19 protein-coding genes are annotated in these 21,851 nt (G+C 62.8%); 2 read left to right on the top strand and 17 right to left on the bottom strand.

The genetic code is table 11. The features are described 5' to 3' along the window. The 5 genes from QJT78_RS30795 to mdeB form a co-directional block, all read right to left on the bottom strand. The coding region (locus tag QJT78_RS30795) for a biotin carboxylase N-terminal domain-containing protein (protein ID WP_281460390.1) at positions 1 to 588 on the bottom strand (588 nt) is incomplete at its 3' end. An 8-nt stretch (positions 589 to 596) separates the two neighbouring features. Continuing rightward, positions 597 to 2,126 (bottom strand): acyl-CoA carboxylase subunit beta, encoded by a 1,530-nt coding sequence (locus tag QJT78_RS30800; RefSeq protein WP_212481288.1) that lies wholly within the window; start codon positions 2,124 to 2,126, stop codon positions 597 to 599. A gap of 17 nt (positions 2,127 to 2,143) precedes the next feature. Next, positions 2,144 to 3,856 carry a dihydrolipoyl dehydrogenase gene (gene lpdA, locus QJT78_RS30805; RefSeq protein WP_028149218.1) on the bottom strand — a complete coding sequence of 571 codons (1,713 nt, stop codon included), beginning with the start codon at positions 3,854 to 3,856 and terminating at the stop codon, positions 2,144 to 2,146. An 8-nt stretch (positions 3,857 to 3,864) separates the two neighbouring features. After that, a complete protein-coding gene (locus tag QJT78_RS30810; RefSeq protein ID WP_028149219.1) occupies positions 3,865 to 5,145 on the bottom strand; it encodes a 2-oxo acid dehydrogenase subunit E2 in 1,281 nt (426 codons plus the stop codon). Positions 5,146 to 5,162: 17 nt separating this feature from the next. Then, positions 5,163 to 7,841 (bottom strand): alpha-ketoglutarate dehydrogenase, encoded by a 2,679-nt coding sequence (gene mdeB / locus QJT78_RS30815; RefSeq protein ID WP_028149220.1) that lies wholly within the window; start codon positions 7,839 to 7,841, stop codon positions 5,163 to 5,165. A gap of 371 nt (positions 7,842 to 8,212) precedes the next feature. Between mdeB and QJT78_RS30820 the strand changes: the two genes are divergently transcribed. Further along, positions 8,213 to 9,073: a helix-turn-helix transcriptional regulator gene (locus tag QJT78_RS30820; protein WP_173015766.1), complete on the top strand. Its 861-nt coding sequence runs from the start codon at positions 8,213 to 8,215 to the stop codon at positions 9,071 to 9,073. A 73-nt stretch (positions 9,074 to 9,146) separates the two neighbouring features. Here the strand turns inward: QJT78_RS30820 and QJT78_RS30825 are convergent, their stop codons facing one another. The 12 genes from QJT78_RS30825 to QJT78_RS30880 form a co-directional block, all read right to left on the bottom strand. Beyond that, positions 9,147 to 10,175: an ABC transporter substrate-binding protein gene (locus tag QJT78_RS30825; protein WP_240537754.1), complete on the bottom strand. Its 1,029-nt coding sequence runs from the start codon at positions 10,173 to 10,175 to the stop codon at positions 9,147 to 9,149. A gap of 273 nt (positions 10,176 to 10,448) precedes the next feature. Next, positions 10,449 to 12,314, bottom strand: a complete 1,866-nt coding sequence (locus tag QJT78_RS30830; RefSeq protein ID WP_028149222.1) for an AMP-binding protein — start codon at positions 12,312 to 12,314, stop codon at positions 10,449 to 10,451. Position 12,315: 1 nt separating this feature from the next. Further along, entirely contained in the window at positions 12,316 to 13,095 is a 780-nt protein-coding gene (locus tag QJT78_RS30835) for an enoyl-CoA hydratase-related protein (protein ID WP_007594449.1), read from the bottom strand. A gap of 16 nt (positions 13,096 to 13,111) precedes the next feature. Continuing rightward, positions 13,112 to 14,245 (bottom strand): LLM class flavin-dependent oxidoreductase, encoded by a 1,134-nt coding sequence (locus tag QJT78_RS30840; protein ID WP_007594451.1) that lies wholly within the window; start codon positions 14,243 to 14,245, stop codon positions 13,112 to 13,114. A 167-nt stretch (positions 14,246 to 14,412) separates the two neighbouring features. Beyond that, entirely contained in the window at positions 14,413 to 15,204 is a 792-nt protein-coding gene (locus QJT78_RS30845; RefSeq protein ID WP_028140596.1) for a creatininase family protein, read from the bottom strand. A 4-nt stretch (positions 15,205 to 15,208) separates the two neighbouring features. Next, positions 15,209 to 15,973 (bottom strand): enoyl-CoA hydratase/isomerase family protein, encoded by a 765-nt coding sequence (locus QJT78_RS30850; protein ID WP_028140597.1) that lies wholly within the window; start codon positions 15,971 to 15,973, stop codon positions 15,209 to 15,211. Between the two features lie 105 nt (positions 15,974 to 16,078). Next, entirely contained in the window at positions 16,079 to 16,798 is a 720-nt protein-coding gene (locus QJT78_RS30855; protein WP_028149223.1) for an ABC transporter ATP-binding protein, read from the bottom strand. Then, entirely contained in the window at positions 16,791 to 17,516 is a 726-nt protein-coding gene (locus QJT78_RS30860) for an ABC transporter ATP-binding protein (protein ID WP_038944968.1), read from the bottom strand. Before QJT78_RS30860 ends, QJT78_RS30855 begins: the two co-directional genes overlap by 8 nt. After that, entirely contained in the window at positions 17,513 to 18,544 is a 1,032-nt protein-coding gene (locus QJT78_RS30865) for a branched-chain amino acid ABC transporter permease (RefSeq protein ID WP_240536500.1), read from the bottom strand. The genes QJT78_RS30860 and QJT78_RS30865 overlap by 4 nt, the downstream gene beginning before the upstream one ends. Next, entirely contained in the window at positions 18,528 to 19,397 is an 870-nt protein-coding gene (locus QJT78_RS30870; RefSeq protein ID WP_028140601.1) for a branched-chain amino acid ABC transporter permease, read from the bottom strand. The genes QJT78_RS30865 and QJT78_RS30870 overlap by 17 nt, the downstream gene beginning before the upstream one ends. 114 nt (positions 19,398 to 19,511) lie before the next feature. Beyond that, positions 19,512 to 20,099 (bottom strand): flavin reductase family protein, encoded by a 588-nt coding sequence (locus QJT78_RS30875; RefSeq protein WP_244439215.1) that lies wholly within the window; start codon positions 20,097 to 20,099, stop codon positions 19,512 to 19,514. Between the two features lie 27 nt (positions 20,100 to 20,126). Next, positions 20,127 to 20,480, bottom strand: coding sequence for a VOC family protein (locus QJT78_RS30880; protein WP_028140602.1), 354 nt, complete (start codon positions 20,478 to 20,480; stop codon positions 20,127 to 20,129). A gap of 609 nt (positions 20,481 to 21,089) precedes the next feature. Here QJT78_RS30880 and QJT78_RS30885 point away from each other — a divergent pair. After that, positions 21,090 to 21,713, top strand: coding sequence for an Lrp/AsnC family transcriptional regulator (locus tag QJT78_RS30885; RefSeq protein WP_028140604.1), 624 nt, complete (start codon positions 21,090 to 21,092; stop codon positions 21,711 to 21,713). Positions 21,714 to 21,851 lie beyond the last annotated feature (138 nt).

Genomic DNA, 21,851 nt, shown 5'->3' on the forward strand with positions numbered 1-21,851 from the left:
GCGGTCGTCGCCGAACGAGGCTTTCGCCTCGGCCTTGGCAAGGTTGAAGCCTTCGGCAACCTCGCTCTTCGAATGCGCGATGCGCATGCCCTTGCCGCCACCGCCGGCGGACGCCTTGATCATCACGGGATAGCCGATCTCGTCGGCGATCCTGACCGCGTGCTTGTCGTCCTCGATGACGCCGAGATAGCCGGGCACGGTCGAGACCTTGGCCTTGGCGGCCGCCTTCTTCGACTCGATCTTGTCGCCCATCGCCGCGATCGCGCCCGGGTTCGGGCCGATGAAGACGATGCCTGCTGCCTCCAGCGCGCGCGGAAACGCCTCGCGCTCGGACAGGAAGCCGTAACCGGGATGCACGGCCTCGGCGCCCGTCTTGCGGCAGGCCTCGACGATCTTCTCGATCACCAGATAGCTCTCGGCTGCCGCCGGCGGGCCGATCAGCACGGCCTCGTCGGCCATCTCGACATGCAGGGCATCGCGGTCGGCCTCGGAATAGACGGCAACCGTCTCGATTCCCATCTTGCGGGCGGTCTTGATGACCCGGCAGACGATTTCGCCGCGATTGGCGATCAGAATCTTCTTGAACACAGCTCTTCCTACAACGGAATGTTGTCGTGCTTCTTGGCCGGCATCTCGACCTTCTTGTCCCTAAGCATCTCCAGCGCGCGGGCGATGCGCTTGCGGGTCGAGTGCGGCATGATGACGTCGTCGATGTAGCCGCGTTCCGCCGCGATGAACGGCGACAGGAAGCGGTCTTCGTATTCCTTGGTGCGCGCCGCGATCTTGTCGGGGTCGCCGATGTCGGAGCGGAAGATGATCTCGACCGCGCCCTTGGCGCCCATCACCGCGATCTGGGCGGTCGGCCAGGCGTAGTTGAGGTCGGCGCCGATCTCCTTGGAGGCCATGACGTCGAAGGCGCCGCCATAGGCCTTGCGGGTGATGATGGTGACGAGCGGCACGGTGCACTGCGAATAGGCGAACAGCAGTTTCGCGCCGTGCTTGATCAGGCCGCCATATTCCTGCGCGGTGCCCGGCAGGAAGCCCGGCACGTCGACGAAGGTGACGATCGGGATGTTGAAGGCGTCGCAGAAGCGGACGAAGCGCGCGGCCTTGCGCGAGGCGTCGCTGTCGAGCACGCCCGCCAGCACCATCGGCTGGTTGGCGACGAAACCGACAGTACGGCCCGCGATACGGCCGAAGCCGGTGACGATGTTCTTGGCAAAACCCTCGGCGATCTCGAAGAAGTCGCCCTCGTCCACGACTTTCAGGATCAGTTCCTTCATGTCGTAGGGCTTGTTCGGATTGTCGGGGATCAGCGTGTCCAGCGACATGTCGACCCGCTCGATGGAATCGAAGCTCGGCCAATCCGGCATGCCGTCGGTGTTGTTCGCCGGCAGGAAGTCGATGAGACGGCGCATCTGCAAAATCGTCTCGACATCGTTCTCGAAGGCGCCGTCCGCAATCGAGGAGCGCGTGGCGTGCACCGAGGCGCCGCCGAGCTCTTCGGCGGTGACGACCTCGTTGGTGACCGTCTTCACGACGTCGGGGCCGGTGACGAACATGTAGCTGGTGTTCTTCACCATGAAGATGAAGTCGGTCATGGCCGGCGAGTAGACGTCGCCACCGGCGCAGGGGCCCATGATGACCGAGATCTGCGGGATCACGCCGGAGGCAAGCACGTTGCGGCGGAACACGTAGGAATAGCCGGCGAGCGCGGCGACGCCCTCCTGGATGCGCGCGCCGCCGGCATCATAGAGGCCGATGATGGGCGCCCGCGCCTTCATCGCCAAGTCCTGGAGCTTTGTGATCTTCAGCGCGTGGGTCTCGGACAGCGAGCCGCCGAACACCGTAAAATCCTTGGCGAAGACAAACGTTTTGCGGCCGTTGACGGTACCCCAGCCGGTGACCACGCCGTCTCCTGGAATCTTGGTCTTCTCCATCCCGAATTCGGTCGAGCGGTGCTGGACGAACATGTCCATCTCCTCGAACGAATGCTTGTCGAGCAGCAGGTCGATCCGCTCCCGCGCGGTGAGGCGGCCGCGCGCATGCTGCGCGTCGATGCGCTTCTCGCCGCCGCCGAGTTTGGCACCGGCGCGACGTTGTTCAAGGGCTTCGATAACGGACATCGATTGGGCCAACTGATCTACCGCTTTCTGGCGATTGGAGGCAGGTCGGTGCAAATGCCCTCATGGACTTCGGCAGCCATGCCGATCGTCTCGCCGAGGGTCGGATGCGGGTGAATGGTCTTTCCGATATCGATCGCGTCAGCCCCCATTTCGATAGCGAGACAGATTTCCCCGATCATATCGCCGGCATGCGGTCCGACGATCACGCCCCCGACGATGCGACCGGTTTCGGCGTCGAACAGCAGCTTCGTCATGCCATAGGATGCGCCCGACGCGATGGCCCGGCCGGACGCGGCCCATGGGAATTTTGTCGAACGGATCTTCCGTCCGGATTCGGCGACATCACGCTCGGACTTGCCGACCCAGGCGATCTCAGGATCGGTGTAGGCGACATTGGGGACGATCTTCGCGGTAAAGGCCGCCGGCTTCCCGGCAGCTACTTCCGCGGCGACGTGCCCCTCGTGAACGGCCTTGTGCGCCAGCATCGGACCGCCGACGACGTCGCCGATGGCGAAGACGTTGCGCGCCGTCGTTCTCATCTGCTCGTCGACCTGAATGAAGCCGTTCGAATCGATGGCAACGTCGATCCGTTCGAGGCCGAGCTCGCTACTGTTGGGAACACGGCCGGCCGATTGCAACACCAAATCGTACGATCGTGTCCGTACCGATGCGCCTGTGGTACCGACCCTCACGCCGTCCGGCGTGATTTCGGCGGTTGATACGCTGCTTGCGACGTCGATATGCTCGAAGCGATGCGCGTTGCGCGAACGCCAGATCTTCACCGCGTCGGCATCCACGCCCGCCAGGATATCGGGAAGCCTTTCGACAAGATCGATCTTGGTGCCGAGCGAGTTGTAGACGGTCGCCATCTCCAGCCCGATGATCCCCGCTCCGATCACGAGCATGCGGCCCGGAATGCTTCGCAGCGCGAGCGCGCCGGTCGAGGTCACGACCCGCTCATCCTTGGGAAGCACCGCTAGCTGCACCGCGCGCGAGCCCGTGGCGATGATGCATTGACCAAATTCAATTTGCTGCGAGCCTGCCCCCTCACCGACAATCTCGAGCCGCGTGGCGGAGGCGAATTTCGCGATGCCGCGGATCACCGTGACGCGGCGCGCTGCTGCCATCTGGCTCAGCCCATCCGTCAGCTTCTTGACAGTGCCGTGCTTGAAGGCGCGCAGCTCCTGCAGATCGATCTGCGGCGCGGCGAAGCGAATGCCCTTGTCCGCGATCCGTTTGGCTTCCTCCTTGACGGCCGCAACATGAAGCAGCGCCTTCGACGGGATACATCCAACGTTCAGGCAAACTCCGCCCAAGGTGCCGTAGCGTTCGACGATCGCGGTGTTCAGTCCAAGGTCTGCGGCCCGAAACGCTGCTGAATAGCCGCCCGGCCCGCCTCCGATCACGACAAGATCGTAGCGCGTATAATCTGTTGCGCGCTGGCCAACATCCTGATCCGCTGAGATCGTCTCGCCTTGCGCGCCCGCTTCGTCCGACGCCGACGCCGTGCCAATCATGGAGCCTTGAGACACCTTGTCTCCAACACGCAGCGACATGCTCGTGATCACCCCTGCGATCGGCGACGGAATCTCCAGCGTGGCCTTGTCGGATTCCACTGTGATCAACGCCTGCTCTCGCACGACGACGTCGCCTGCCCTGACGTGGACCTCGACGACCTCGACGTCTCGAAAATCCCCGATGTCGGGGACCCGGATTTCCTCTGTCCGCATCTGCGTCCTCACAACGCGAAGCGCCGCAGATCGGAGAGCACCGACGCGACGAAGCCCAGGAACCGGGCCCCAGCCACGCCGTCGACGACCCGGTGATCCCACGACAGACTCATCGGAAGGATGAGGCGCGGTTCAAACTCGCGGCCGTTCCAGACCGCCTCGGTGGCGGCCCGCCCGGCGCCGAGGATCGCCACCTCGGGCGCGTTGATGATGGGCGTAAATCCCTGACCGCCGATGCCTCCGAGAGACGACACCGAGAAACAGCCGCCCTGCATGTCGCCCAACGCGAGCTGCCCCGCGCGCGCCTTGTCGGCGAGCGAGCGCATCTCCGCGGCAATTTGCCGAAAGCCCTTCTTATCGCAGTCCCGGATCACCGGCACGACCAGACCTCTCGGCGTGTCGACAGCGACGCCGATGTGGACATAGTGCTTGAGGATCAACTCATCGCCATCGAGCGACGAATTGAAGCGCGGGTATTTCTGCAGCGCCAAGGCCGCGGCCTTGATCAGCAGCGACACCATGGTGAGCTTCGCCGTGTCCTTCGCGGCCTCGGCATTGGCGAGTTGACGAAAGGCTTCGGCGTCGGTCACATCCGCTCTGTCGAAATTCGTTACATGGGGAATGACGCTCCAGTTGCGCGAGAGGTTCGTACCGGTCAGCTTCTGGATCCGTGTCAGCGGCAGGCGCTCGACCGCGCCGTACCTCTCGAAATCCACCTTGGGCCAATCGACCGGGGCGCCGGGCTCAGGCGCCGTCGCCGGTCTCGATCGCACCAGTCCGTTGACGAAGGCCGCCACATCCTCGCGCAAAGTCCGGCCCTTGGGGCCTGTGGGCACGACAGAGTCCAGCGTCACGCCGAGCTCACGCGCCAAAGCGCGGACCGACGGCGATGCATGCGCCGCCCCGCTAAGCTGCGGCTGCTGTGCACGTGCTCGCGAGTCATCGACTGGAGCCACGGGCGCCGGCCGTGACAGCGCCTCCTGCTGCGAGATCCGTTGCTCCACCTGCGGTGCCGACGCAGTCGCCGGCGGAGGCGCGGTGGATTCGCCGCGCCCTTCGAGGACCATCAGAACCGAACCTTGAGAAACCCGCACCCCGACGTCGATCATCAGTTTGGCCACCGTGCCTGCGGCCGGGGATGGCACCTCCATCGTCGCCTTGTCGGACTCGATCGACAGCAACGGCATGTCGATCGTGACCTCGTCGCCGACCGACACATTGATTTCGACTACCGGAACATCCTTGTAGTCCCCAATATCTGGCAGAACGACTTCAATTGAACGAGACATGCGCGCTCCGCCCTCTCTCAGCGCGACCAAGGCGATGCAACGCCGGTCGGCAATTCGTAGCTGGCGATGGCTTCGGCGACCTGCTCACGCGCCACTTGACCCAATTTTGCCAGCGCCGAGAGCGCCGCAACGACGATCTGCTTGCGATCGACCTCGAAGAACGATCTCAGCGCGGCGCGTGTATCGCTGCGCCCGAAGCCGTCGGTGCCCAGCACCGTATAGGGCGCCTCGATGTAAGAACCGATCAGTTGCGGATACGCCCGGACATAATCCGATGCCGCGACGATCGGCACCTTGCCGCCGAGGCATTGTACGACGTGGCTCTCGACCGGGGTCGACAGTGGCGAGAGCCGATTAGTTCGCTCCACATCGCGCGCCTCCCGCGCCAGCTCGGAAAAGCTCGTTGCCGACCAGACTTCACAGGCCACTTTCCATTCGCTTTGCAGCATCGCTGCGGCGGCGAGCGCCTCCGGGAGAATGGCGCCCGAGCCGACCAGCCTGATCTTCGCCGGCCCGTCAGCGCTCGGCAGAACCCGATAGAGACCCTTGATGATGCCGTCGCGTGCATCGTCGGGCATCGAGGGCTGCGCATAGTTCTCGTTCATCGCCGTGAGGTAATAGAACTCGTCGTTGCCCTGCTCGAGCATCGACCGCATGCCGTGATCGACGATGACGGCCACCTCGTAGGAGAATGCCGGATCGTAGGCCCGGCAGTTCGGAACGGTCGCCGCCATCAGATGGCTGGACCCGTCCTGATGCTGCAAGCCTTCGCCGCCGAGCGTCGTCCGGCCGGCCGTCGCCCCGATCAAAAAGCCACGCGCGCGCTGGTCCGCCGCCGCCCAGATCAGATCGCCGACCCGCTGAAAGCCGAACATCGAATAGTAGATATAGAACGGCAGCAACGGGAAGTTATGGATGCTATAGGAGGTCGCCGCCGCGGTCCATGACGAAATCGCCCCCGCCTCGGTGATCCCCTCCTCCAGCAATTGACCGTCGATCGCTTCCTTGTAGTACAGCATCGAACCGGCATCTTCCGGCTCGTAGAGCTGTCCCGCCGGCGAGTAGATGCCGACCTGTCTGAACAGGTTCGCCATTCCGAAGGTGCGGGCTTCGTCGGCGACGATCGGGACGATGCGCGGGCCGAGCGTTTTGTCCTTGAGCAAATTGGTGAACAGCCGCACGATCGCCATCGTGGTCGACGTCTCCTTGCCGTCGCCGCGCAGCGCGAACTCCGCGTAGGATTGCAGCGGCGGCACCGGCAGCGCCGCCGAAGCGCGTCGCCGCGCCGGCATGTAGCCACCGAGTGCCGCGCGACGGGCGCGCAGGTACTGAATTTCCGCGCTGTCTTCCGCAGGCCTGAAGAATTCCAGATCCTCGACTTGCTCGTTGCTGAGCGGCAGGGCGAACCGGTCGCGGAACGCATACAGCGCGTCGACATCGAGCTTCTTGGCCTGGTGCGACGTCATGCGCGACTCGCCGGCGCCGCCCATGCCGTAGCCCTTCTTGGTCTTCGCCAGAATGACGGTCGGCCGACCCTTAATGTCTTTCGCGGCGGCAAAGGCCGCGAACAACTTCTTGAAGTCGTGGCCACCGCGCTTAAGGCCGTCGATATCCGCGTCCGACATGTGCGCAACTAGCGCCCGGACCTCGGGATCCTCGCTGAAGAAGTGGGCGAGGTTGTAGGCCCCATCCTTGGCGCCGAGCGTCTGATATTTGCCATCGACGGTGTCGGCGAATTTGCGCAGCAGCGCATGCTTGCTATCGCGCGCGAAGATATCGTCCCAGTCCGATCCCCACAGCACCTTGATTACGTTCCAGCCGGCGCCCTGGAAAAGTGATTCGAGTTCCTGAATCACCTGCCCGTTGCCGCGGACCGGCCCATCCAGGCGCTGCAGGTTGCAATTGACGACGAAGGTGAGGTTGTCGAGATTTTCCCGCGCCGCCAGGGCGAGCCCGGCGATCGATTCCGGCTCGTCCATCTCGCCGTCGCCGAACACACCCCAGACGTGACGACCAGCCGTCTGCACCAGGCCGCGATGCTGCAGATACTTCATGAACCGCGCCTGGTAGATCGCGCTGATTGGCCCAAGGCCCATCGACGCCGACGGCACCTGCCAGAACTCCGGCATCAGCCAGGGATGCGGATAGGACGACAGACCGGGGCCGCTCAGTTCCTGGCGATACAGCTTCAGATTTTCGTCCGACAGTCGGCCTTCGAGATACGCTCGTGCATAGACTCCGGGGGACGAATGCGGCTGGAAATACACCAAGTCGCCCTCCGACTCGGAGCTTGACGCGCGAAAGAAATGATTGAAACCGACTTCGAAAATCTCCGCGGCCGAGGCGTAGCTGGCGACGTGCCCGCCGAGCTCCCCATAGGCCTTGTTGGCACGGACCACCATCGCGAGCGCGTTCCAGCGAATGATCGCCGTCAGGCGGGTCTCGATCGCGATGTCGCCGGGGTAGGGCTTCTGCTGCTCGAGCGGAATAGAATTGCGATAGGGCGAAAACGGCGGAGAGTCCGGCAGAACGCCGAGCTCCTTCGCGCGCCGATCGAGCGCAGCCAGGATGTAACGCACGCGCTCGGCACCGGCGCTGTGGTGGAGCGATCCAAGCGAGGCGAGCCAATCGGCGGTTTCGACCGCATCCTGATCGGCGTTGACGACCTTGCGTGGCGGATCGATGTGTGCAGTCATGCGTCGGGCTCCGAGAAAGCCCGCACTTGGTAGCATCGGGTGCTATGGCACGTGCTGCTGAATTCGGCCGCGTTCCGACGGATTGCCCGGCTCCGGCGGGACGCGGAGGCTCGCATCGCAGCATTCTCTGCTGTTGGTTTAATCGGGCGAGTGATCGAGCCGTCGGCCGCCTGACAGGTGCTCCCGCTTGGTCACGGCGCAGCATGCCGCATCGCTCAGCGCTCACGCCGCAGTAGCGGGCATCTTGTCGCAGATCAGCGAACTCGACGGCTCGCCGCGACTAGTGACCTGACCTTTCAAAACAGCTAACCTCGGCTAGCAGCAGGATCTGCATCAAGGCTTGACTGACTTGACGAATTGGCAGGATTGAAATGCCGCCCGAGACCGAGTTCGATCGCGATTTTGCGCGAATGGATCTGCCCGATCTTCGGATCAACTATGATCCTGTCGATCCGGATCAGTTCGATCGTCCCGTCACTTCATTCTGTCTCGAAACCAGCAAAGACAACGACGACCTGCCGCTGCACTCACACCGCAAAGGCCAATTGGTCGTCGCATCTCACGGCTCGGTGATGTGCCGGGCGCCCGGCGGCTTGTGGATCGTGCCTCCGCAAGGCGCGGTATGGATCCCGGCCGGCGTGCAGCACAGCAATTGCGTGGCCGATTTCGGCAAACTCTACACAGTGTTCATCGATCCGCAGGTCAGCATGCTGCCGCGGACCTGCTGCACGCTGATGATCACGTCGCTGGTGCGGGAATTGATCCACCGCCTCTCGGTGTTCCCACCGCTCTATCCGCTGGAAGGACCGACCAGCCGTCTCGGCCGGGTTTTGCTCGACGAACTCGTGCAGATGTCGACGACGGATGAAATGTATTTGCCGATCTCCCCCGACGCCCGTCTTCAACACCTCGCGACCTCCTTGTTGAATAATCCGGGCGACCGCAGCACGATGGACGAAGTCGCCTCGCGCTACGCGATGAGCGAGAGTACCTTCGCACGCTTCATAGCCAAGGAAACGGGGATGACCTTCGGGCGCTGGCGCCAGCGTCTCCACATTCTGATCGCCATGCAACGCCTCACGGCGGGCACTTCGGTCCAGGCCGTGTCGCTGGAACTGGGGTACGAAACCCCCAGCGCGTTCATCACGATGTTCAAGAAGACGATGGGAAAGAGCCCCCGCCGCTTCCTTGCCGAGCGGTCGCGCCTGATTAATTCGGACAGTTTGCCCTAGCTCGCACGTCCCTGCCTTGGGCACTTGACGACCGCGACCCCGCGACGCTTTCGCGGGGCCGCCCGTAACGACGTCAGCGTTTGCTGTAAGGCGCAAGCGGATACTCGAGCGACGCTTCCGCAATGGCCTTTGGAGCCACCACCCGAGGCCTGCCTTTCAAACCCTGCAGCATCACCATCGAACAGTGGATGTTCTGGCCGGTCTCGTCGAACTTGGTGTTGTCGCCGTACATCAGGATCGGCTTCATGTCGGTCTTCTTGAGCGCGCCGTGAATCGCCGCGGACTCCGGCGAAGCCGCCCGCGTCACGGCGTCTGCGACGATCTGCACCGCCTCGAACGCGCAGCCCGCATTGGCATCGAACCAGTCGTTCGGGTAGTCGGCCGCGAACATCTTCATGATCTTGTCGGTCTCGGCGCCCTTGGGATTGAGCCACAACGCCGACAGAACCGGACCGTCACCATACTTTCCGAGCGCGTCGTGATACGCCTTGTCGGACACGCCGTTGGAGTTGGGCGAAAACACCATCTTCGGGTCCCAGCCCTGCTTGATGCATTCGCGCGCGATCATGATCGCGTCGTTGACGCGCGTGACCGAGATCAAAGCATCGGCACCCGACGCTTTCGCCTTGGCAACTTCCACCGACAGATCCTTGGCCTTCTCGTCATAGGCAACGTGCTGCGCGATCTTGAGCGGAACATCCACTTCCTTCCACGCCTGATCGATGCTGGCCGCCGTCGACTGCCCCATCGTGTTGTTGAGATGGAGAACGACGGCGCTGCTCGGCGGATCCTTCAGCGTGCCGAGCACGGACTTCAGCTCGGCCAACGATTGCCGCACGATGGTCAGCGACGTGGGGTAATAGCGGAACACCTGGGTGAAGCCCTGTGAAGTTACCTGGGTGGCGCTCGCGATGTGGACCACCATCGGCACCTTGGCGGCCTCGCAGGCCTGCAGCGCCGAAATGGTGGCACCGGAATCCCACGCGCCGATCAGCACGGTGCAGCCCTGCCGGATCAGGCTCTCGGCGGCAATCCGGCCGTTCTCCGGACGGCTTTGCCGTATCGGCGTGAACGATCTCGATGTCGAGGCCGAACTTCTCACGCGCGAATTTGGCGCCGAGATCGATGCCGCGCACGCAGGCCTGACCGGGAAACGCCAGCACGCCGCTGCTGGGCATGATCGCTCCGACTTTCACTTTCGTGTTCGCCGCAAACGATGGCCTTGATACCAGGCCTACCGCAATTCCCAATCCGCTTCCGACAATCGTCCGCCGCGTGATTCCGCTTCGCTTGGTCATCTCGATGTCCTGTTGCTGAAGGAGTGAAATCTTATCTCGACTGTTAGCTTCGTACGTTTTGGGACCGACCGCCGACCTCAAAGGCCCATCTCGGCCTTGATCAATTCTTCCTCGGTTTCGTCGTAGAGCGACGCGATCAGCGACTGATAGCGCTCGTTGATCTGCTTGCGACGCTTCTTCCGCGTCGGCGTCATCACGCCGTTCTCGAGCGACAGCTCCTCTGGCAGAATGCGGAACGCCTTGATCTGCTCGGCTCGCGCCAGCCTTCCGTTGGCCTTGCCGATCTCCGCCTCGATCAGCCGGTTGACGATCTCGGAGCCTGCCAGGTCCGCGTAACTCGCGATCTTGTCGTCGCGCGACTTCGCCCAGTCCATTGTGGCGGTGGCATCCACTTCGATCAGGGCGGTGAGATATTTTCGCCCCTCGCCGATCACAGCCGCCTCGGAGATGAACGGGCTGTGCCTCAGCTCGTTTTCGATCTGAGTCGGGCTGATCGATTTGCCGTTCGACGTGTTGATGATCTCCTTCTTCCGGTCGACAAGCTTGAAGGTTCCTTCCGGCGACACTTCGACGATGTCGCCGGTGTAGAGCCAGCCGTCGCGAAGCGCCGCTTTCGTCTCGTCCGGCTTGTTCCAATAGCCCGCGAACAATCCCGGTCCACGGACGATCATCTCGCCGTCCTGGAGCACGGCGGTTTCCCAGGCCGGATCCGGCAGCGGGACCCCGACGTTGCCGGCCTTCGGCCACTCCGCCATCTGCACCAGATTGGCACCGACCAGTTCGGTCTGGCCGTAGCACTCCTTGAGCTGCAAGCCCCACAACTGCCACAGCGACATCAGCTCGGACGGCATCGCCGCCGACGAGGTGAACGCGACCTTCAGTTCGTCGAAACCGACCTCCGCGAGCAGCGGCAGGAACACTTGCTCGCGGCAGGCCGCGAACAGTTTCGAGACGAAGGCATCCTCGTGGCCGCGCTGACGGTCTTCGAGCGCCCTGCGCGCGATCGTCACGGCAAGCGTGTAGTTCTGATCTCCCGCTTCACCGGCGGGATGCACCTTGCTGAGGATCTGTGTCGCAAAGCGCTGGTAGAACCGCGGCGGCGCCATATAGTAGGTCGGCTTCACCTCTTTGATCGTCTGGGCGAAGTCCGCGGTCGTCTCGCCGAAATATGGAACTGCGTCGGCGATCAGCGGCAACGTGGTCGCCTGCCCGCGCGCCACAGTGTGCGACATCGGCAAATGCACGACCACCCGGTGTTCCTCTTCGCGCATACTGGGGCCGAACAGGGTGATGCAATGAACGCCGGCGAGAATGGAAAGGTGCGTCAGCATGGCGCCTTTGGGGTTTCCGGTCGTCCCGGACGTATAGCCGATGCTGACGACATCGGACGCCTTTGCTGTCGCGCTCTCCTTCTGCAGATAGTCATGCGCATCGACATCGTGTGCTCCAACAAAGTCGGCCAGCGACTTGATCAACGCCGAGGCCTCGCCGGTCCAATCCGGGTCGAGCACGATGATGCCGCGGAGCTGCTCGGCCCGACCGGAGGCGAGCACGATGCGAAGCTGCGGCTCCCCGCCGACGAACGCGAACTTCGCGCCTGAATCCGTGAAGCAGTAAGCCACTTCTTCGGGTGACGAGGTGAAGTAAACGCCCACCATGACGCCGCCGGCGCACATCGTGGCCATGTCGGCGATCAGCCATTCCTCGGACGAATCGCCCATGATCGCGACCCGATCGCCGCGCTCGAGACCAGCACGCCGCAGCGCGCTGGCCAGGTTCACGACACGCTGCGCATAGGCGCCCCACGTCATGGCGGTCCAGGCGCCGTGACGCTTTTGTTGCAAGGCGATCTTGTCGGGCCGCTCCGCGAGTCGCGCGGCCAAAAGCTGCACGACGGTCGTATCCGCCAACTGGGCGCCGGATGTCATCTCAGCGACGTTCATCTCAGCGCTCCGCGAAACGCTTGCGCTTGGCCGCGAATGCGGCAACCGCCTCGGCCCGCTCGGGCGACTTGAACGTCAACATCTCCAGCGCCGCAGAGGTGTCGAGCAGCAGGTGGGCGTACTGCTTGATGATCTTGTTGACGCTGTACTTGGTCCACACGATCGATTCCTTCGGCCCGCTTGCCAGCAGTTCGGCGTATTCGATCGCGGCATCGAGAACGTTGCCGTCTGCGACCACCTCGTTGATCATACCGATAGCAGCCGCTTTCTCGGCGGAGATGAATTCGCCGGTCATCAGATAGTGCTTCGCGCGTACCGGCCCCATCAGCAGCGGCCAGATCACCGCGCCGCCATCGCCCGCGACGACGCCGGCATTGACATGCGTGTCGGCGAAACGGGCTGTCGAGCTCGCATAGATCACGTCGCAGAACAGCGCGAGCGTGGCACCCAGGCCGACCGCGACACCGTTGACGGCCGCGACGATCGGCACTTCGACTTCCAGCATGTTGCGGATGAGGTGGCGACCGCTGCGCGTCGGGGACGGCAGCGTTCCCTTATCCAGCGACTTCTGATCGCCACCAGAGCAAAATCCGCGGCCCGCACCGGTGAGAACGATCGCGTTGACAGAACTGTCGTGATCCAGCTTGACGAAGACGTCTTCGAGCTCCTCGTGCATCTCCCAGTTGATCGCGTTGAGGATCTCCGGGCGGTTCATCGTGACGATCGCGACGCCAGTGGCGCGCTGCTCGACGATCAGGTACTTGTAGCCGTATTGCGACATTGATTTCACCGTTCGATTACTGCTTCTGGGTCCGCATCAGCCGGATCTGCCCGAGAATCTCCTCGGTCGGCCGCACGACGTTGTTTCCGTCGTTGAAATGCGGGATGACGTAGCGACCGACCATGTCGATCGCCTCCATGATCTTTTCGTGCGGGACGGAGTCCATGTGCAGCAGCACCTCGTCGATACCCATGGCCTCGAACTTCTCGATCTGACGAATGACCGTATCGGGGCTGCCGCACACCGTCGTGGCCGACTCGTTGACCAGATAGTCCCAGTCGTTGGCGGCGCGCTCCATCGACGGCACGCTCTCCCCCATGTATTTGTAGTCGTCGGCAATCGCCGCGAGACGCGGATAGGCATCGGTCGAGATCTTGGCATAGTGCATTAGCGGGCCGGCATAATCCGCCTTGGCCTGCTCGTCCGTTTTCCCGATGCCGATGAACAGCGGAATGCCGATACGCGGACGCTGCAGCGGTCCCTCCGCGTCGCACTTCCAGTTTTTTTGATAGGCGTCGATCAGCTTCTGCTGAGCTTCCCAGCCCTGATAGATGTTGCTGCTCATCACGGCGAAGCCCTGCGAGGCCGCCCAGAGATGACTGCGCTCGCTGGTCGCCGCGATCCCGATCACCGGATGCGGCTTCTGCAGCGGCTTCGGAACCAGCTGGCGCGGAGGGATCTGGTAGTACTTGCCGTCAAACGTGAAAATGTCCTGGCGCATCGCCGTTTTCAGCAGCGCCAGCCCTTCTTCCATCTGCGCCAGCGTTTCGTTCGGATCGACGTTGAACGCCCGCATCGCGATGGTGGTGTTGGCGCGGCCGCCGTAGAATTCCATGCGGCCGTTGGACAGGATGTCGGTCACGGCAAGCCGCTCGGCCGAACGCAAGGCGTGGTTGATGCGCTGCGGCATCAGCGTCACCGCCGCGCGCAGCTTGACGCGCGACGTCACCGCGGCCAGATAGCCGAACACCACTTCGGGCGCCGAGCTCGAGATCCCGCCCAGTGCCACGTGCTGCTCGGAGAGCGCGACGCAGTCGAAGCCGACCTTCTCGGCCAGACGGACTTCGTCGACCAGTTCGTGAAGCCTGCGCGAGTAACTGTGGCCGACCTGGGTTTCCTGTTCAGACCAGAACCCAAACGTAAGTGCCATGTCTCAATCCTTTTAGCTTGCGAGATGGCACAGGGTTTCATAGGCGTGGCGATATTTTCGCCCGAAAGCCGCGTTGCGTAGTAACGCTTTCCGAATTTTATGCTGTCAGCATTCGCAACATGGCAGACGCCCCGGGAAGCTTCGCCACGCAGCGGACGGGCTGACCGTCAACGGCGGGCGATGGCGGCTCCGGCCTCGCTATCGAAGGTCTTGATCAGCAACTCGGCGACCGCCGCGAGGCACGCTTCGCCGATGGCGTAGCTCGAGCCGATCGGACTTCCGATCACGCCGTTCTGCGAAACCGATCGGATGCCGTTCTTCCACATCAGTTCGAGATCAGCCTCCGACAAGCCGCCAAGATGGCCCACCTCGAAGCGGTCCGGTCTGACGCTGTCGGGCCTAATGACCATCATCAGCGACGTCTCGGCGATGTCGGCGTGGCCGCCGACGGCCAACACGTCTCCTCCGGCTTCGCGCACCGCATCGCGCCACGTGTCGATCCATTTCGTCGAGTCGAAGAACGCCAGGATCTCGACATCCGAGGGGACGGCCTCGCGCAAGCGACCGAGCATGTCCTTCAGGACCGGAAAATTGCCGATGTGACCCGAGTGAATCAGGATACGCTTGAAGCCGTGCCGCGCCAGGCTTGTGCAATAATCGACACAAATCGCTTCCAGCGTCCCCGGCCGTAGCGAGATCGTACCCGCGAATGGCAGATGGTGAGACGAGCAGCCGACCGTGATGGTCGGCGCCACCAGCGTGTTGCCGCGGCTGCGCGCGATCCGCTCGGCCAGAGCATCGGCATGATCCGCATCCATGCCCAAAGACAAATGCGGCCCATGCTGCTCGACGGCCCCCAGCGGGATCACTACCGTCGTGCACCCATCGGCCAGCGCCGCGGCGACTTCCTCGTGGCTCATCTGCTCCAGATAGATCTGATCGGGATATCCGCGCGTCATCGGCTCAACCCTTACTGTTCTTTGATAGAAATCTTGCACGCGCTTTGGTTGAGCTCTCGGCTGTGACATAGGCGTCGAGGTCGGCCACGGTCATTTTTTCGAGCGCCTGATCGCTCATTTGCGCGGTGAGGTTGAGCGATCGCTTGATGGCATGGAACAGCTTGCGGTCTTTCTGCCGCAACACGCCGCACACGTCTCGCGCACGGGATGCGACCTCCTCGGTCGGGACGATCTCGTTCACGGCGCCGATCGCCACGGCGCGCTCCGCGCCGACGAGCTCGCCCCAGTACAGCAGCTCTTGCGCCGCCCGCACGCCGAGCTTCTCGACGGCCCGGCGCATGCCTTTGGTCACCGGCAGCAGGCCATGGTTGATTTCCGGAAATCCAATCTTGCACGCCGCATCGGCCACAACATAGTCCGCATGCAGCAGAAACTCCAGGGCGCCTCCGACCGCATAGCCGCGGACGGCGCAGACGATCGGGCCCGGATAGTTCTCCATCGCCACGAGGAGTTCGTGGAAGAACCGGATGCGCGGCCTAGCGACGTCGATCCCGACGACTTCCTTGATGTCGCCGCCTGCGCTGAAGAAGCGGTCGCCGCTTCCGGTGAGCACGATGCCGGGCGGATTCTCGTCGTCGGCAAGGCGCCGGATCGCCTCCAGCAACTCGACGATTAGTTGCGCATTCAGCGCATTGGCCGGCGGCCGGTTCATCGTGATCGTGACCAGGTCTTGATCACGCTCGATCAGGAGAGAAGTGGCAGTATTCATCAATGAGACCCAAGCGAGAGGCGGCTGCAACAGCCGGGGAGCGGTGGACCGAACGGCGGCGAGACGAGAGCCGCAACGCCCGACGCCTCGCCGAGACGGCGCGCCTCACAATCCCAGATAGGCGCGCTGGACATCGGGGTTCTCGAGCAGATCGCGGCTAGATCCATGCAACACCACGGAGCCGTTCTCGAGCACATAGCCGCGGCTGCTCAGAGCGAGCGACTTGGCGACATTCTGCTCGACGAGAAGGACCGTGATGGCCTGCTCGTTGAGGGATTTGACGACGCTGAACATCACATCGGTCAGCGCCGGCGACAGTCCGATCGACGGCTCGTCGAACATCACGATTTCTGGCTTCGACATGATCGCCCGACCGATCGCCAGCATCTGTTGCTCGCCGCCGGACAGCGTGCCGGCGAGTTGGTCGCGGCGCTCGCGAAGTCGCCCGAACAGCTGATAGACGGAATCAAGCGTATTTGCCAGGTCGTGCCTGGCCCGCTTCAGCGAGCCGCCGATCAGCAGATTGTCCTCGACGGAGAGCGCACTGAAAATCTGGCGGCCCTCGGCGACCTGAGCGATGCCCATTTCGCAGATGTCCCACGGCGGTAGCCGCGAGATTTCGACTCCGTTGATCCTGACGGAACCACGCGACGACGGCACGATCCCCGCGATTGATCGGATCAGAGAGGTCTTGCCGGCGCCGTTGGCGCCGACCACGCAGATCAGTTCACCCTTGCCGATGCGGAGCGACACGCCGTTCAGCGCATTGGAGCCGTCATAGGCCACGCACAGGTCGTCGACTTCGAGAAGCGCGTCGTCAGGCATGGAAACCGGCTCCCAGATAACTTTCCAGCACCGCAGGATCCGCTACCACCTCTGACGGCTTGCCCTCGGCGATCTTGGCGCCGTGGTGTAGCACCACCACGGTCGACGCCACTTCCATCACGATCCGCATCACGTGCTCGACCAGTAGGATCGTCAGTCCACCCTCGGCGAGCCGGTGCAGCACGCCGACGACGCCTGCCGCTTCGGTCGGACGCAGCCCCGCCATCACTTCGTCGAGCAGCAGCAACTTGGGGCGAGTCGAGAGCGCCTTCGCCATCTCGAGCATCTTGCGATCGGGCAACGTCAACTGATCCGTCCGGGCATTCGCCTTGCCGGCGAGCCCGACATTTTCGAGCGACTCATACGCCTTGTCCCGCGCCTCCTTGACGTTCGTCGTCCAGCTGAAGGCGCCCACCATGGCATTCTCGAGCACCGACATATCTTTCATCGGTCGGACGATCTGGAAGGTGCGCGCAATGCACATGCGGCACACCGCTTCGGGCGGCTCGCGCTCGAGCGAACGCCTCTCGAATAGCACCCGCCCGGCGGTCGGTCTCAGCGCCCCGGCGACGAGATTGAAGCAGGTGGTCTTGCCGGCGCCGTTCGGCCCGATAAGGGCGGTGATGCGGCCTGCCTGCAGTGAGAAGCTGACGTCATTGACCGCGACCAATCCAACGAACGCTTTGGTCAGGTTCTTCACTTCGAGCAGCGCGGTCATTCCTCGACCTTCCGCAATTGTGAGATCCGGCCGCGCGCCGGCAGCTGGATCGCCTCGTAGAGCCGGACGATCGCCGGCCAGATGCCGTCGGGCAGAAACCACACGACCAGGATCAGCACCGCCCCGTAGGCGACGCTGTTCAGTCCGGGGAGCCCCAGGCTGTCGCCGAGCGCCCCCATGGCGTGATGCAGCGGGATCGCGGCCATCGAGCCGACCAGCGGGCCGAACGCAGTGCCCAATCCGCCGACCACAGGGCCGATCAGTACGTCGACCGAGATCGCCATGCCCATGATCGAATCCGGAAAGATCGCACCCTGCACCAAGCCCAGCACGCCGCCGCCGACCGCGGCCGTCGCGGCCGATATCGAGACCACCAGCACCTTGTGGCGAAACGTCCGCACCCCCAGTGCGCGGGCGGCCTCTTCGTCGTCCCGCATCGCCCGCCAGACATAGCCCCAATAGGACCGCGAGATCAGCTCCGTTCCCGCGACGCCGATGGCCGCAAGCGCGAGCGCGACGAAGTAGTAGAACCGCGCGTCACCGCGCAGCATCCCGAGGTCCATCGTGCCGCTCGGCGCCTGATAGAACAGGCCCTGCATGCCGCCGACATAGTCCCACCCGCCGAACATGATCCGGGCGAATTCGGCGGCTGCGATCGTGAGCAGCGCGAAATAGATGCCACGGACCTCGAAGCGGAAGCTCAGCCACGCCAGCACCGCGCCGACGAAGCCCGCAATCACCGCGCCCAGCAGCAGACCGATCCACGGGGTGACGCCGTATTTGATGTTCAGGATCGCCACCGCATACGCACCGATTCCAACGAACAGCGCGTGACCGATGGATAGCTGCCCGCCGATCCCGAGCATCAGGTTCCACGATTGTCCCATGAAGGTGAACAACAGGACGATCGTCAGAAGTGAGATGACGTAGGCGTTGGACATGCCACCCACCACGGCCAGGGCGGCGAAGACCAGAGCGCCGGCACCCCAACGCTTGGTGTCGCTGGCTTGATCAGATGTCCTTTGCACCGAAAAACCCCCTCGGACGGAAAATCAGGATGATGATCAGGAGCGCGTAAGGGAGTGCTGTTTTCATCGACGGCGTGAACATCAAGGCCGCGATCGCTTCGGCGACCCCGATCGTCAGGCCGCCCAGAAGAGCGCCACCGAAGCTGCCGAGACCGCCGACGATCACCGTCACGAAGGCCAGCAGCGTGAAGTCGACGGCAAGATAGGGCTGCGCATCGAACAGCGGCGAGATCAATGCGCCGGCGACGCCAGCGCAGGCGGCTCCGATGCCGAAGGTCACCGCATAGACCCGAGGGATATTCAGCCCGACCACCAGTCCGCCCAGTCGATTATTGGCGGCGCCCCGCAGCGATCGGCCGAATGCGGAGTACTTCAGATAGGCTCCCAGTGCGGCGATCAGCAGTCCGGCCGTAGCGGCCGCCTGGATGCGGGCCCAATCCAAGGTGAGCGGACCCACGCTCACGGTCTGGAAGGACAACTGAGACGCCGTCGGCCGCGGATCCGGACCGAACGACATCAGCAATACGCCGCTGAAAAGCAGTGAGAGGCCGATGAAGACGATGAACTGATAATGATGCGGCCGATTGACGAACCGCTTCACGACGAGCGTCTCTAGCAGATAGCCGAACACGAACATGACGACCGCGGCGATCGCGGCGGCTAAAACGATCGGGATGTCACAGATTTGAACGGTCCAGTATCCGATGTAGATCCCGAACACGACCATCTCGCCATGAGCGAAATTGACCACGCGCATGACGCCGAAGATGATGGTGAGACCGAGCGCGACGAGCCCGTAAACCAGCCCGATGAGCACCCCGCCGGCGATGACATTGAGCCAGAGCGACAGCATCAGCGACCGACCGCCGATGGATGCGCGATAGAAAGTCTTCGTCTTCCTTGCATGCTGATCGGTTCCATCTTGGCTGTAGCGGAAACGTAGCGGCGCCTGACGTCGTCCTGTGTTTCAGACCGCCTTTGGCGCGGCGAAACATCCGTCGATGTAGACGAGCGACTCACATCCGGCCCTCGTGGTCTGAGCCACCACCTCTCCGGTGAAAATGGTGTGACTACTGTCGCTGTAAGCATTCACCACGCGGCAATCGAAGCTGCAGACCGCGCCGACCAGACTTGGTGCTCCGGTTTTGAGATCGCACCACAAACCGTCACCGAAGCGGATATCGCCCTTGCTGCCGTCCTGCCCGGAAAACTTGAGCGCCAGATCGCGATGCTCGACTCCTAGAATATTCCAGCAGAACGACCCACTGCTGAGAATGATGTCGTGCGCACCGGCAGATCGATTGACGCAAACCAGCACGCTGGGCGGAGCCGCCGACAGCGAGCAGCCCGCCGTCAGTGTCAGACCATGGCGGTTCGGCGCCCGACCTGTCGTGACGATCGACACGGTGCCCGGCACGCTGCGCATCGCAGCACGGAATGCTGCGGCATCGAGTGGGCTCGTTTCGGACAGCGGCGGTGTTGCGGACGGCATGGCTACGACCCTTGGATTCATGAGATGGATGCGCCCTCTTTGTCTGGTTGTGAGTCCGGGCATGCAGCGCTGCCCCGGTGAACGTCTGAGCTATCCGGCTGCTTGATAGAACTGGATGACGTTGCCGCCCGGATCCCGCACCTTCACCGCACGGCCGTGACTTTCCATGTCCCGGACCGCGCCGACTTGCGCCCCCATGGCTGCGGCACGCTCCATGGCGGCATCGAGGTCATCGACACCGAAGACAAGAACGGCATCTTGCAGCTGGTCCGAGACCGACTCCGTCGGTCCGGCGACGCAGAACGCAGCCGCATCGCTCACGAACTGTATCCACTTGCCGGGATCAGCGAAGCGCACCTTCAGACCCAGACCTTCGTAGAACTCGGCCAGGCGTCCAGGATCGTTCGCTGTCAAATAGACTTGCTTCAGTTTCACGCTCGACATCCAAACCGTCGCTACCCAAGTGCGATCGTGGGTGGATAGTCGCCCGAGCCTCTCAGCATTACTGCTTGAACAACGCCTGTCACAGAAGCTTCATCAGCATTTTATGCTGTAACGACTTGTCGAGTCGCTAGATCCAACTCTGCATCCGGCCGATCTTTGCCATTTTCTGGTTGACGAGGTGGGCGTCGTTGCTGCCGAACCTTTTGTCTCGCGCAACGCCCGCGGCGTGGTCAGCGACGTGGGACCGAAGCCACACGCGACGACAGGCGGTTGTACGAAACAGGGCAGTTCTCGACATCGAGCTCTGCTGCACGTCCCGTCAAGTGACACGGGGAGCCAATCGATGGAGCGGCGGGCATTACATCTTGACCGAATCCGTGGATCAACGTCGGCCTGCATATCGCATAGGCAAAAAATGTATCGGAAGTAGGCAACTAACCTTTTGATCGCAATGCACAATGCGAAGGTTGACGGTTTTTCGATACAAATCGACGATTTGTCGAAATCCCACAAGCGCAATTGCGGTTAGCTTTTACCACGCGATTGTCATCACCCCGCAAACGACGGTGATACGCGCCGCAGAAGACTGCCATACTTGGGAGATACGCGATGTCGACAACCTCTCTCGACAGAATAGATATCAAGATCCTCAACGAGCTCCAGCAGAATGCGAGCTTGACCAATGTCGAGCTCGCATCACGCGTCAATCTTTCGCCGTCGCCGTGTCTGGCACGCGTCAGAACACTCGAAAAACTCGGCGTGATCGATCGACGGATCGCCCTTCTCGATCCCGCCGTGCTCGGCATTGGTGTAACGGCTTTCATCCAGATCAAGCTGGAAAAGCAGGTCCAGACGTCCCTCGAGAATTTCACCCGATCCATCGACCGGCTGGCCCAGGTAATGGAATGCTATCTCATGACCGGTGAGAGCGACTACATGCTCCGCGTCATGGCGGCCGACATCGAAGATCTCGAAGACCTGATTGTCAACAAACTATCCCGCATTCCCGGCGTCAGCAGCATTCGATCAAATCTGGCCCTCAAGCGCATTTCGCACAAGACCGTGCTGCCGATCGACGCCAATCGGCCGGTCACCGTCAAGGCTTGCGCCACCCCCTCGCGCCCTCTGGAGCGCTCACCAAGACCCCGATACGACCCAACCGGTCCTTTGCTGTCCGATGCGCCGATCGGGCTCGACACCAATCGTCCCAGCTACAGCGTGGAAAGGCTATGAGGCGCCCCGCCATGGGCTCCGGCCAGTTGGCAATAATGGTGAAGTTAAGATCGGCAGAGTGCTCGAGCGGCGCTGCGAGCCTGACAATCCGCACACGACCCAACGCGAGCACCCGTCGGTTCCAGCGAGCAGAGCGAC

Origin of the sequence: Bradyrhizobium sp. Mp27, assembly GCF_029953005.1 — a bacterium.
In the GTDB taxonomy this organism is placed as follows: domain Bacteria; phylum Pseudomonadota; class Alphaproteobacteria; order Rhizobiales; family Xanthobacteraceae; genus Bradyrhizobium; species Bradyrhizobium barranii.